The sequence below is a fragment of the Marinobacter sp. 1_MG-2023 genome (genome assembly GCF_030549045.1).
GTDB lineage: Bacteria > Pseudomonadota > Gammaproteobacteria > Pseudomonadales > Oleiphilaceae > Marinobacter.
Genome location: NZ_JAUOST010000002.1, coordinates 708482 through 721808, shown reverse-complemented (window position 1 = coordinate 721808; position 13327 = coordinate 708482). Strand labels below are relative to the sequence as shown.

Sequence of the window (13327 nt, the reverse complement as noted above, 5' to 3'; positions counted from 1 at the left end):
AAAGTGAGTGAAGCTGTGACAAAAAGGCGTCGCAATTGTGTGCAATTTCACATCTTTTCGCCGCTCAGGGGTTAGACTTTAGGCTATGGTATAAGTAAACTTCTGATCCGGTTGAAAGGTCATCGCAAACATCATGATTATTCGCATATTTATCACATTGCTGGTTCTCAACGTCGCCGCGTTTGTAGTTCGCGCCGAAGCTGCTGGGCACGGGTTTGATGAACTGAGCGAAATCATGACCACTGAAGACGTCTACGAGCTACAGCAGCGGATGTCTGGCGATTATGATGACGACGCTGATGCCGTTGCCGAAATCGGGTCGCGCTTGCTGAGTCTGTCGCTGGTTCGTAGCGAGAGTACGGGCAAGCAATACGCCTCTCAGCCTGCGCAGGCCGACCATGGGATTGCACTTTTGAATGAAGGCGCCTGCCTGAATCTGAAGTGGAAGTTCTGATCCCGGTTACCGCACCCCTCGCACTTTTTTAGTTCGCAGTTAATCCCGCTTTAAGATCTTTTCGCGCTCGCTTTGAGCGATATGTTTTACCTCCTCTCTTATTCTGTCCCGTGGGCTCAAGGCCGGTTAATGGTCGTATTCATGATCTGATGCATTGTCTGATCACATAGGTCATGTGATGATCCTCATATTATAAAAGCTGATCGACCAATGAGGGTTTTGATATGGCGGTAAACAGCATTGAGCGTTTGGATGACACGGAACGTTGTGTGGATGAGGTAATCCGCCGGGTTGGTAAAAAGATTACGCTGGGTTTGCCCTTGGGGCTTGGAAAGCCGATCCGCTTTGTGAATGCGCTCTATCAGAGGGCAAAGGACGATCCGGAGATAGATCTGCGGATATTCACAGCGCTTTCATTACTCGCCCCCTCAGGTAGTTCCTCTCTGGAAAAACGCTTTATGGGTCCGATAGCGGAACGCCTGTACGATGGCATTCCGGACCTGCAGTATGCTCAGGATGTCAGCAATAACCGGTTGCCCTCCAATGTTCAGGTTTCGGAGTTCTTTTTCAAAGCCGGCAGTGCCCTCAACAATCGGAGCCAGCAGCGCCACTACATATCCACGAACTACACGCACGCGGCGCGCGATCTGATGGATATGGGGGTGAATGTAGTCGCCCAGATGGTCGCGCCGGGTGAGTTGCATGACTCTCCGGGCATGGTGAGCATGAGCTGTAACCCGGACCTGACTCTGGATCTTGTCCCAATGCTCAGAGATCTGGAGGCAGCGGGTTCCCCGGTAGCTATCGTAGGTGAAGTCAATCGCCAGCTACCCTGGTTTGGTCGTGACGCCGCTATATCCGAAGACCAGTTCGATATGATTTTTGAACACGAGGCTTCGGAATATCCGATGTTTTCCGCGCCCCAGATGGCCATAAGCCCGGAAGACCATTTGATTGGCTTTTACGCCAGTACCTTGTTGAAGGATGGTGGCACGCTGCAGTTGGGCATAGGTTCGCTCGGCGCTGCGCTTGTGCATAGTGCTATTTTGCGCCACAAGAATAACGATGCCTGGAAGGCTGTTTTTGACTATCTGAAAGTCGCGGAGTACTTCCCCCTTGCAGTAAAAGAAGGTGGTGTCGGGCCGTTTGAGCAGGGGCTATACGGCTGCAGCGAAATGATGGTGGATGGCTTTCTGTATCTTCTGCAGGAGGGTATTCTCCGGCGCGAAGTTTATGACCATGCCGATCTGCAAACGCTGATTAATAACGGTGAGATTAGGAGTGCTGTTTCCCTGACAACTCTGGATGTTTTGCGACGTGAAGGGCTGATTGACTCGCCCTTGCGCGCCCGCGACGTGACCTGGCTGACCCGTTACGGGATTCTGCGAAATGAAGTTGAATTCAAAGGTGGTCGCTTGCGGGTAGGTGACCATACGCTGGATGGTGATCTGGATAAGCCTGAGTCCAGGGAGGCTATTGGGGCCCTGGCGCTAGGGGACAAGCTAAGCGGTGGTGTTGCCATGCATGGTGGCTTTTATCTGGGGCCCAAACAGTTCTATCAGTTGCTGCGCGAGCTCTCTGATGAGGACCGTGATCGAATCTGTATGACCAGCGTTAACTTCATTAATCATCTTTATGATCACCGCTTCGGTAACCAACGTCTCAAGGCCGCTCAGCGTGTTCATAGCCGGTTCATAAATACTGCAATGATGTACACACTTAGTGGCGCTGCAGTTTCGGATGGGCTTGAGGATGGTCGGGTGATCAGTGGCGTTGGAGGTCAGTACAATTTTGTGTCTATGGCGCATGAGCTGCCCGGTGCTCGTTCTATTATCGCCTTGCGCAGTACCCGCAAAACCAAGGGTGAGGCGGTCTCGAACATTATATTCAACTACGGCCACTGCACGATTCCCCGTCATCTCCGTGATGTGGTGATCACCGAATACGGAATTGCTGACCTGCGCGGTCAGCCGGATGAGCAAGTCTATCTGCGCCTGATCCGCATTGCGGATTCCCGTTTTCAACAGTCTCTGCTTAGCCAGGCCCAGAAAGCCGGAAAGGTTGATTCAGCGTTCCGGCTTCCGGAGAGTTGGCTGAACAATACGCCAGATGCCATCGCAAAGTTGTTTTCAGAGGCTGGCGGCAAAGATTGGTTTCCGGCGTTTCCCTTTGGTCGGGATTTTACCGATCAGGAGCTGGTATTGGGCAAAGCCCTTAAGAAACTCAAGTCTGAAACGGCGAGCCGCCGTGGTAAACTATTCACTCTCTTGCAGGCTCTTCGGGCCAAAGATGAAGAGGGCCGCTACACAGAGCTACTGCAACGAATGGGCCTTGACCAGCCTTCAGGGCTGCGTGAAAAACTGGATCAACGCCTTGTGGTCCACGGCCTGCAACTGACAGAAAACCCATCGGATACAGGAAACTCGAAACCCTGATGCAAGATTCCCAAAAAAGACCGGACGTTTTTACTGTTCACTACGTGCTGAAGAACAAACTCGGCGAGTTGGTTGATACCTCAGAGGGCAGTGAGCCTCTGCATTTTCTCTACGGCAGCCCCGATATTATCAAGGGTATCCAGGAGGCAGTGAAAGATCGTAACGCCGGGGATTGTCTTGAGGTAACCGTGCCGCCTTCCATGGCTTATGGTGAGCACAGGGAAGATCTGGTGCGGAAGATTCCCAAGTCGATGTTCGAAGGTGTGGAAAACCTTCAGGTTGGAATGAAGTTCCAAACCAACACCGGCGACAATGCGCAGATTGTTCAGGTTATGGGCATTGACGGTAACCTTATTCGGGTTGATGCCAACCATCCGTTAGCTGGCTTTACCCTGTATTTTGATCTGGAAATCATTGGGCGCCGTGAGGCGACAGACGAAGAAATTGCCCAGGGCCGGCCGCTATAACAACTGAGTTGGCTTCGTTCCGGTTGCGGTGAATCCGGCCAATGTATGTGACTGGGTGTAACTGATGGAACGTTCCATGTATATTTTTGAATAGCATGTATAATTGCTGTTACATCAGGTTGTCTGTATCGTCGGAGACAGATGGACAACTGAACTTGGAAAAATAAAACCAGAGATGGACCGCGTGGAACAGACGAACGAAAGTTGGCGAATTCTTATTGTCGAAGATGATGAGCGGCTGGCCGAGCTGACCCGGGAATACCTCGAGAGTAACGGCTTGGCTGTAACAGTCGAAACGCATGGAGGCCCGGCGGTTGAGCGCATCCGCAACGAGCAGCCAGATCTTGTGGTGTTGGATCTGATGTTGCCCGGTGAAGATGGCCTTTCAATTTGTCGCCGTGTAAGACCGTTTTTTTCCGGCCCTATCATCATGCTCACTGCGCGCACGGATGACCTGGACCAAGTGCTTGGTCTTGAAATGGGCGCGGATGATTACATCGGTAAACCCGTCAAGCCCCGCGTGCTTCTGGCTCGAATTCGCGCCATGCTGCGCCGTGTGACAGAAAATTCGCAGAATAATGCGGATGAAGCTGGCGGCGAGGAACCTACCCGCCTGCAATTCAACGATCTGGTTGTTGACCGCTCCATGCGTGAAGCCTGGTTGAGCGATGTCAGTATCGATTTGACCAGTGCTGAGTTTGACCTGCTCTGGTTGCTGGCCAGCAATGCCGGAAGGGTGTTGAGCCGGGAAGAGATTTTCACCGCCTTGCGGGGCATCGAATATGATGGTCAGGATAGATCCATTGACGTCAGGGTCTCCCGGATTCGCCCGAAAATCGGCGATGACCCCATCCATCCACGCAGGATCAAGACGGTTCGAAGCAAAGGCTATCTGTTTGTAAAGGAAGCCTGACGATTCAGTCTTCATCGCCGGCTCGGGGTTTCCGGCCGGCGTATTCCTGCCAGGGTTCGTTGACATGCCCCTGAAGTTTTACCTCAAGTTATACGTCCGCCTTGCCGGTCTTGCTGCACTGGTGGTTCTGCTTTGTGTTGTCCTTTTTACGGGTATCAACTCCGTACGTTCTCAGTTCTGGCATGAGCGGTTCTCTGAGCCATTGATGCGCTGGCTGGCCTCCTCGCCTGCACCGGAGCAGCAGTATCACTGGCTTGTCTCCCAATATGACTTCAAAGCTGCAGGTGCCGGGGAGTTGTCGCTCTCTCCGGTTATTCGTGAGCGGTTGGGCTATGGTCAGGTGGTAGCCGTGGAAGATAGCCTGGGTTACCGGTTTCTGGCGAGCGGGTTCCATGGGGAAGCCTTGCAGCTAAGGACATCTGAGCCCTATCAGGATATAGCTGCTGCCTCTGCGCAGATTACGCGGATGCACCTCGATGCAGTTGGGGCAGAGGAGCGGGACGACGCCTCTGAGCGGCTGGCGGCAGGACTGAATCTATCCATTCTGAGAATCCAGGGCCCCGGGGCTTTACCGGATGATGCGGTTCTGGATCGGGTGCACAGCCGCGGTTCCGTTTTCTATCAAGACAAAGGTAAGGGGCGGGTACTTGTGCAGCTGGCTGATGGCGAGCTGATTCAGGTCACCCTGCCTGCGCCCTTTAACCCTTGGGCATGGCCAGTCATTCTTATGTTAGTGGTGGTGTCAGGTAGTGTGCTGGCGCTGTCGCTGCTTCTTGCGCTTCGTTACCTGGACAGCAACCTGCGCAAAGTCGAGTCTGTTGCGGTACGGATTGCGCGGGGTGAAATGGGTGCTCGTGTAGAAGCCGGAGAGGGCACGATTGTCTCTCGATTAGCGGTGTCGTTTAACGGTATGGCTGAGCACATACAGCGGCTTGTGAATGTTCAGCGTGAAATGATTCATGCGGTTTCCCACGAATTGAGAACTCCGGTCGCTCGTATACGTTTTGGCGTACAGATGATCGAGGATTGCCAGGGCCAGGAAGCTCTTCAGAAACAACTTGATGGTATTGATGGGGACATTCAGGAGCTTGATGAGCTGATTGACGAGATCCTGACGTACGCACGTCTGGAACAGGGTGGCCCGGTCTTTTCGCTACAGGAAGCTTCTATAACCGATATTGTGAAGCAGGTTGTAGAGGAGCAGCAGCGTGTTCGCCCAGCTCTGTGCATCGAAGGTGATATCGATGAAGCGACGGAACGTTGGGCTATGGCTGACGTAGAACCACGCTACATCCATCGTGCTATCCAGAATCTTGTGGGGAATGCCGGGCGCTATGCGGCGGGTAAGGTGCTGGTCCGTTGCCACATTGATGAGGACCATTGTCGGATCGATGTGGAAGATGATGGCCCGGGTATACCGGAAGAAGAGTGGGAGAAAGTGTTTACCGCATTCGCCCGGCTTGATGACAGTCGTACCCGCACCTCCGGCGGGTATGGGCTTGGCCTTTCTATAGTGCGCCGTATACTTTACTGGCATAACGGGCAGGCGTTCGTGAGCCGCAGCGACAGCCTGGGTGGCGCTCGCTTTAGCCTGGTCTGGCCGCGTAAAAAACCGTTGGAGCCAGGTTGTTGATGAGAGTGTGAGACAGGTCTCAGGCTCTCACCTGATGTAACAAAGCGGCTACACAAGGACTACTGAACTTTTTGCAGGTGAAACAGATAATCAGGTTGTAAGAGATGACTTCTACGTTGTGGTTCTTACGAATTTTCCTTGTTTCATTCGTCATTTGAGGGCCGGTTTCCGGTCCTTTTTTTTCTTTTTTGCATAACCTGCACCTTCTTTCCGGGGTTTCTCTCCCGAATCCTCGCCAATGCTCTTATTTCCTGGAACCTGCTGCTAGAATCCGGTAAACAATCAGACGCCAGGATTCGTAATGACCCGATATCTGCTTGCCATTGATCAGGGCACCACCAGTTCCCGTGCGATCGTGTTCGACCAGCGTGGTACCAGTGTTGCTGCAGATCAGCAGGAATTTCCCCAGTACTTTCCCAGTGACGGCAGGGTTGAACATGACGCCACCGAAATCTGGGAGAGCACCCTCAGTGTATGTCGAGGTGCGCTTGAGCAGGCTTCAGTTGACGCCTCGGAACTCGCAGGAATCGGCATTACCAACCAGCGCGAAACTACGGTTATTTGGGAGCGGGCGACAGGTAAGCCTATCCATCGCGCGATTGTTTGGCAGGACAGGCGCACAGCCTCACTGTGTACCAAGCTTAAAACCGACGGCCATGAAAGCGCGGTCGTCGAGCGTACCGGCCTGCTGATCGATCCTTACTTCTCTGCCACAAAAATTGCGTGGATACTTGATAATGTGGAAGGTGCCCGTGCTCGGGCCGAAGCGGGTGAGCTTGCGTTCGGCACGATAGACAGTTGGCTACTCTGGAATCTGACGGGAGGGCGCTCGCACTATACGGACGCCAGTAACGCGTCCAGAACTGCGCTGTTCAATATTCATGAACAGCGTTGGGATGATGAGCTGCTATCGCTGTTTCGTGTCCCGTATTCGTTGTTGCCTGATGTTCTCGACAGTGCGGCGGATTTTGGTGAAATCGAGCCTCATTGGCTTGGTGCGCCGGTCATGGTGGCCGGCATCGCGGGTGATCAGCAGGCGGCACTGATAGGGCAAGCCTGCTTCAAGCCAGGAATGGCCAAGAGCACCTATGGCACGGGGTGTTTTCTGGTGGCCAATACAGGCTCGAAAGCAGTGCGTTCCGAGAACCGCCTGCTAACTACAGTGGCTTATCGTCTTGGTGGCAAACCCTGCTATGCGGTGGAGGGCAGTATATTTGTGGCTGGCGCCGCCATGCAGTGGTTGCGTGACGGCTTGAAGTTGATAAGCCATGCCAACGAATCCTCCGTCCATGCGGAAACCGTGGGCGTGGAAAATTCGGTTTATCTGGTGCCCGCGTTTACCGGGCTGGGTGCTCCCCACTGGGATCCGCACGCTCGTGGCGCCATCATGGGGCTGACACGGGATACGGGGATTGGTGAGATAGTTACGGCCGGGCTGCAATCTGTCTGTTATCAGACCAAGGACCTGGTCCGGGCAATTCTGAATGACGGGGCAACTCTGGGGTCACTCAGGGTCGACGGGGGTATGGTTGTCAATGACTGGCTGATGCAGTTCCTGGCAGATATTCTGAACGTTACGGTTGATCGCCCCCGGGTCACAGAAACGACGGCTTTAGGCGCGGCTTATCTTGCCGGCCTGCAAACCGGTGTTTACGAGAGCCTGGAGCAGATTGCGGAACTCTGGGAATGTGAGCGGCAGTTCCACTCAGAAATGCGCCCCGCGCTGCGTGAGTCGCTGTACGCGGGCTGGCTGGATGCGATAGAGAGGGTCAGCAACAACTGATCCTTTGATCAGCTGTTGCGTTCGAAAGCGATGAGGTGGTCGGCTTCGACCCGCACCGGTACTGACTCGCCCAGGTGAAAGTCCAGATGGCTTCTGAACAGTGCCTCGAATTCGGTATCTTCAGAGCAGCGGAACCGGTAAAGCGTGGAGGTGCCCGCAAAGGTCTTCTCCACCACTTTCGGACGCAGGTCTGATTCCGCATCGTAGACAATGTCATCAGGGCGGATAAGCACGTCTACCAGAGTGCCGGGAGGCCACTTGTAGGCCCGGTTTCCGTGAATGATACCCAGTTCAGACTCTATGATGTCCGGCCCCACGGCTTTGCCCGGTATAAATCCACCTTGTCCCACAAAGCTTGCCACAAAGCGATTCACTGGCTCATGGTAGAGGTTGTAAGGCACGTCCCACTGCTGGATCTTGCCACTTTGTAGTACGGCTACCTGGTCGCACATTGCGAAGGCTTCCTGCTGATCGTGAGTCACCAGAATGGCACTGATGCCAAGGGTTTTCAGGATTTCACGAACGTCGAGGCTGAGCCTGCGGCGCAGGTCTGTGTCTAGGTTGGAGAAGGGTTCATCGAGCAGAATCAGCGTCGGCTCAGGGGCGAGCGCCCGCGCGAGGGCAACCCTTTGCTGCTGGCCGCCGGAAAGTTCATGGGGGTAGTTGTCTGCCAGATCCTGCAAGTGGACAACGTGAAGCAGGTCCATAACTTTCTGCCGCTTCTCGGCTTTGTCCAGCCCGCGTAATCCGAAGCCCACGTTGTCGGCGATGCTCAAATGTGGAAACAGAGCATAGTCCTGGAAAACCATACCGATGCGACGCTTTTCGGGCGCCAGTGTTCTTCCGGGCAGGCTTATCTGTTGGGATTGCAGGCGTATCTCACCGCCGGTCAGCGGAAGAAAGCCTGCCAAAGCCCGCAATATCGTACTTTTTCCGCAACCGCTGGGCCCGAGCAAGCAGCCGATATCTCCGTGGCTGAGAGCGAAGTTGACGTCTTTTACAACAGCGTCTCCGCCGTACCCACAGGTCAGATTGTTTACTTCGAGCAACCAGTTGTGAGCGGTGTTGTCGGGCGAGCTCATAAATCTTAGTCCAGGCGGTTCAGGATCAGGAATTCCAGCAGGGCTTTCTGGGCGTGAAGCCGGTTTTCGGCTTCGTCCCAGATGACGGAATTCGGGTGCTCTATCATATCAGCAGAAATTTCCTCACCACGGTGAGCGGGCAGACAGTGCATAAGCAGTGCGTCTTTTTCCGCTACAGCCATCAGCGCCTGGTTGATCTGATAGTTGCTGAACGCTTTCTCGCGGGCCTTCTGTTCATCTTCCTGGCCCATCGAAGCCCATACATCGGTAACCAGCAGGTTTGCGTTGCGCGCAGCGTCCGCTGGCTCACGCATGAGTGTGACTCGGTCACTGTGGGCCTTCACCAGTTCTGGATCTGGCTCGTAACCTTCGGGCGTTGCGATGTTCAGGTGAAAATCGAACTGCGTGGCTGCATTAATGTAGGAGTGACACATATTATTGCCATCACCAATCCAGGCCACCGTGGCGCCTCTAATGCTGCCGCGATGCTCGCGGTAAGTCTGCATATCGGCCAACAACTGGCAGGGGTGGAAATCATCGGTCAACGCGTTGATAACCGGTGCCCGTGATGCTTTTGCAAACTTTTCAACGGTTTCATGAGCAAAGGTGCGGATCATCACGGCATCCACCATGCTGGAGATGACGATCGCAGAGTCTTCTATAGGTTCCCCGCGGCCCAACTGCGTGTCCCGTGGAGAAAGAAACATTGCAGAGCCACCCAGTTGGGTCATACCCGCTTCGAACGAGACTCGGGTGCGAGTTGAGGACTTTTCAAAAATCATCGCCAGCACGCGATTTTTAAGTGAGTCCCTTACCTTGCCTTGGCGCCATTCGTTCCGGAGCCTGGTTCCATGATCCACAAGGCTCTCCAGCTCGTTGGTGGTCATGTCATTCAGTGTCAGAAAATGCCTTGCTGCCATAGGATGGCCCTTACCGTAATGAAGCCTTGGATGAGTGAAAAGTTATTGATGAAAAAAGGGGGCATCAAGTCTAGCCCTTCGCGCCATTGATGACAACGCTGCGGTTTGGGGGCTTGCTCTGCGTCAAATTGCAGAGTTTGTTGAGGGGCTCGCCAGAAGTGTACAATGGTTTTCAATAGATCAGATGCAACAGCGTAAGAAAGCGCAAGACACTGTTCCGTTTTCAATTAAAGGTGAATGTTCATGGACATCAACGAAACCATTAAATCGCAGCTCTCGGAAAACACGATTATCCTATACATGAAGGGGTCGCCCCAGGCTCCTCAGTGTGGTTTTTCTGCCAAAACGTCACAGGCTCTGATGGCGTGCGGCGAGCGCTTTGCATTCGTTAATATTCTTGATAATCAGGAGTTGCGCGAAGGCCTGAAAGTTTATTCAAGCTGGCCTACTTACCCTCAGCTGTATGTTAACGGCGAGTTGGTAGGTGGCTGTGACATTATTATGGAAATGTCTGAGAACGGTGAGTTGGCGAAGCTGGTCAAAGAGGCTGCCAAACAGACTGAAGCCTGATTATCTTTTCTGCTTTTCAGAGCCGCGACGGAGCAAACACCAGTTTAACTTCGAAGCGGCTCTTTCCGTTCTCATCGGGCGGTGGTTCAGGGTAGGGGCTGGCAGCAAGCGCGGCCCGGTATGCTGCGGTATCTATCTGCTCGATACCTGTCGATTTGATTACTCTCACTCTGGTAAGTGCGCCATTCCCCAGTAGACGAAGTTCCATCTCCATGCTGTGCGAATGAGTCAATTCCCTGATGGCAGGTATGCGCCGGCTTTCAAGCTGCGTAGCCAGGTGCATGGCAAGTTTGATCAGGTAAGGATCCTGTTCGGAAGGCGATTGCGTAATCCTGGTCGTGTTTTCTTTGCTTTGGCTGTCTGGCGACTGCTTGCGGGCGCCAGATTTTGATGGCTTGTGTGCAGGGCGTGAGGGTGTTGCGGGCTTCGCGAGTTCAGCTGCGGTGGTCTTTTGCTCAGAGCGGTTGGCTGTCAGCACGGGTTTTTGCTGCGATGGTTCGCTTTGGTCTGGCGTAGCCTCAAATGGTGGATTGCGCACGAGGTTTTTCCCGTCTCGGTCTGTCGTATAGACAGATGGCGCGGTCTCGGGAGCAATGCCCGCTGCGACCAGTTCGAGTTCGAGTTGCTGTCGGTGATTGACTGGAGGATCCGGAACGACGTAAGGAATGCCAGATAGCAACAGCGTGTGAATCAGGAAAGCGGTTGATAGGGCGAGCGCGATCCGATACTTCGCCGGAAGGCTATTGTTGCTGCCATGTTCCAGCATTGACCTCAGGTTACTCCATTATTACCGGATGATCAGCTGCGCCGAATCTGCGGACCCTCAGGTTAACCGAGGATCCGCGCCGGTTCAGGCAGTTTTGCTGCGCAGGGAGCCGACAACGGCGTCCAGTGCCCGATCAATGAATGCGCCTTGTTCCAGCAGAGTCATTCTTCCACGCCGCATTTCGTGGGCAAGTTCAACGCGTGTCTTTTCAATGACTTTCAGGCCCATGCGATTAACAAAGACGAAGCAGTCGGCTTCTTCAATGATCGCCGAGAGCTTGCACCGGAAACTTGCCCCATTTACCAGACGGAACTCCACCCAATTGCCTATCTCGATGCCGTCGATCTGTGCAACAAACTCAGCGATGGCCGCATCCTCGGGCTGAGGCTGCATATGGCTCTTGAGGTCATCCTGCTCAGGCTCCTGTGTCGGAGATTCCTCAACAAGCTCTGCACTGGAGCTCGCACGGAAGGCCTCCGCCAGTTCGTGCTTGAGCTGGCTCATGGTCTGGTCAAGTTTCGAGGCGTTATACGAAACCTCTTCCAGCCCAGCGCGCAGTGACTTGAGGAGGCCGGGCACAACGCGAACCCACTGATCCCTTTCTGCGTCTTCCTGATGTGGATGGAGGCACCAGATCAGGTCATCAACAACTTTCACGCTTTCCTGCCAGCGGTGCTCCACGTCGTCACGAAGATAGGCCAGGAACATAACGCGGCTCCAGCCATTGACCAGAATGTTATAAGTAGGCTCCGGTAGCCGATAACGGGCTACGCGTTCTTTGATCACCCGGTCTACCAGTTCCTGTGCTTTCTGGGACTTGATGCGCCCCCGCTCTGATTCACGAGTACGTTGTTCTACGAGAGATGCTTTACGATTTTCCCGGGCCAGAAATTCTTCAAACTCATCGTTAAGTGTTTCAAATAAGACGATGTCTCCGTCGAACTCGTTAAGGATCCTCTGCACGATCCCGTGAATCTTATCGTAAAGCTTGTCTCTGGCTTTCTCGTCGCTGTTGCTCCAGCCAATGCCTGCACGGGCAAGAGCGTTAAGCAGCTTTCGCGCAGGGTGTGTGGTCTTGCTGAAAAAGCTCTTATCTTTTATGACGACCTTGAGGATAGGTATCTGCAGTCTGCTTATCAGAACCTGAACCGGGGCAGAGAGATTGTAGTCATCGAGGATGAACTCAAAAAGCATGGAAACAAGGTTGATCAGATCCTCATCGACCTCTTTGAGTGCGGGCTTTTTGCCATCGCTGGTATTAGCCTGGGCAAGAATCTGGTGCACCACATCGCGAACATCAATGGTAAGCGGCTCACCTTCGCTGAGGTTGTTTCCTGTTTCAGTATCCTGAGTAGAGAAGGGCAATGATGCCAGCAAGCTTGCCAGTTCATTCCCCCCGATAATCCGAATATTTGGATCATTCTGCCGGGATGGTATACCTGCGTTCGCCCGCTGACGGGCCAGTAACTGATGAATCTGTTCAAAGACGGCATTGCTGCCTTCTGTGGCCTCCCGGCGGTTTTCCTCTGACCCGTCCGGAGCCTGGGCGGTCGATTGGCCGTCAGGTGCAACGTGCTGTTCTCCGGTTTTGCCGTGATAACGGAAATTCGGGATAACACCTGCCTGAATAAGAATTCTGTTCGCTTCATCCAGAAGCATGCCCAGGTTGGATACAACGTATCGATCAAACTGCTTGAGCAGGATTAAGCGTTCGCGGATCTGAATTTCCAGGGCCTGAATGGCTTCAGTAAAGGCACTGCACAGGTGCTCTGGCGCCATGGGGTTTACCGGCGCTTCGTCAGTAGCGCCTTCGTAGACCTGGCTGAAGCGGGTCTGGAGCTGCAAAAGAGGCCCCTGAAAATGCGCCTTGGCTTTGGTGATCATGGCGTTCAGCGCAACCTGTTCTTCGAGGTCATCATTACCGACCAGTGCGAGGTTGTCCGCATTTGCCTGCCGCCCAAGGGCGTCTTCTTGAAATGAGCCAGTATGAGGTGGGTTGGAAAAAAACTGCGCAACTGTATTCTGGAAGTGGCGCTCTACACCTTTTCGCTTGATGCGAATTTCCCGCATGGCTTCAAAATAGCGATTCTGTTCATTGTTGCTGCGGGCGTTGTTGGCCAGCTCGAACAGCGAATCATCAACGGCATCAAAAGCGCCTTGCAACAGGTCACCCAATCCGGCAACAACGGTGTCGCGGATGCGTGTGACCTCCACAGGAACCGGCTGGTTGCTTCCTGCCTCTCTGTGCTCACGGAGGTAATGTATGCCGGACTGCTTATTCATGGCCGACTCCTGTTTACGGCT

General features: G+C 53.8%; 11 protein-coding genes. 7 read left to right on the top strand and 4 right to left on the bottom strand.

Features of this window, described 5'->3' with window-relative positions:
• Positions 1-133 precede the first annotated feature (133 nt).
• The 6 genes from Q4606_RS09345 to glpK all read left to right on the top strand — a co-directional run bounded on the left by Q4606_RS09345 (position 134) and on the right by glpK (position 7685).
• Positions 134-454 carry a hypothetical protein gene (locus tag Q4606_RS09345; protein WP_303607347.1) on the top strand — a complete coding sequence of 107 codons (321 nt, stop codon included), beginning with the start codon at positions 134-136 and terminating at the stop codon, positions 452-454.
• Positions 455-678: 224 nt separating this feature from the next.
• Positions 679-2889 (top strand): acetyl-CoA hydrolase/transferase C-terminal domain-containing protein, encoded by a 2211-nt coding sequence (locus Q4606_RS09340; protein WP_303607346.1) that lies wholly within the window; start codon positions 679-681, stop codon positions 2887-2889.
• Complete coding sequence (locus tag Q4606_RS09335) at positions 2889-3356, top strand: peptidylprolyl isomerase (RefSeq protein WP_303594071.1); 468 nt, start codon at positions 2889-2891, stop codon at positions 3354-3356. Before Q4606_RS09340 ends, Q4606_RS09335 begins: the two co-directional genes overlap by 1 nt.
• A 175-nt stretch (positions 3357-3531) precedes the next feature.
• Positions 3532-4269, top strand: coding sequence for a response regulator (locus tag Q4606_RS09330; protein ID WP_303594068.1), 738 nt, complete (start codon positions 3532-3534; stop codon positions 4267-4269).
• Positions 4270-4333: 64 nt separating this feature from the next.
• Complete coding sequence (locus tag Q4606_RS09325; RefSeq protein WP_303607345.1) at positions 4334-5902, top strand: ATP-binding protein; 1569 nt, start codon at positions 4334-4336, stop codon at positions 5900-5902.
• Positions 5903-6203: 301 nt separating this feature from the next.
• Positions 6204-7685 (top strand): glycerol kinase GlpK, encoded by a 1482-nt coding sequence (gene glpK, locus Q4606_RS09320; protein WP_303607344.1) that lies wholly within the window; start codon positions 6204-6206, stop codon positions 7683-7685.
• Positions 7686-7693: 8 nt separating this feature from the next.
• Here glpK and Q4606_RS09315 read toward each other — a convergent pair whose 3' ends face one another.
• Positions 7694-8767 (bottom strand): ABC transporter ATP-binding protein, encoded by a 1074-nt coding sequence (locus tag Q4606_RS09315; RefSeq protein ID WP_303607343.1) that lies wholly within the window; start codon positions 8765-8767, stop codon positions 7694-7696.
• A 5-nt stretch (positions 8768-8772) separates the two neighbouring features.
• Complete coding sequence (gene argF / locus Q4606_RS09310; RefSeq protein WP_303594063.1) at positions 8773-9687, bottom strand: ornithine carbamoyltransferase; 915 nt, start codon at positions 9685-9687, stop codon at positions 8773-8775.
• A gap of 243 nt (positions 9688-9930) precedes the next feature.
• On the opposite strand from argF, the gene grxD reads away from it, so the two are divergent.
• Positions 9931-10257: a Grx4 family monothiol glutaredoxin gene (gene grxD / locus Q4606_RS09305; RefSeq protein ID WP_303607342.1), complete on the top strand. Its 327-nt coding sequence runs from the start codon at positions 9931-9933 to the stop codon at positions 10255-10257.
• Positions 10258-10273: 16 nt separating this feature from the next.
• On the opposite strand, the gene Q4606_RS09300 is transcribed toward grxD, so the two are convergent.
• Together Q4606_RS09300 and Q4606_RS09295 are read right to left on the bottom strand one after the other, a co-directional pair.
• Positions 10274-11023, bottom strand: coding sequence for a TonB family protein (locus tag Q4606_RS09300; RefSeq protein ID WP_303607341.1), 750 nt, complete (start codon positions 11021-11023; stop codon positions 10274-10276).
• An 84-nt stretch (positions 11024-11107) separates the two neighbouring features.
• The gene (locus tag Q4606_RS09295) at positions 11108-13306 is read right to left on the bottom strand and encodes a DUF1631 domain-containing protein (RefSeq protein WP_303607340.1); all 2199 of its coding nucleotides are present in this window, start codon (positions 13304-13306) and stop codon (positions 11108-11110) included.
• Between the last annotated feature and the right edge of the window lie 21 nt (positions 13307-13327).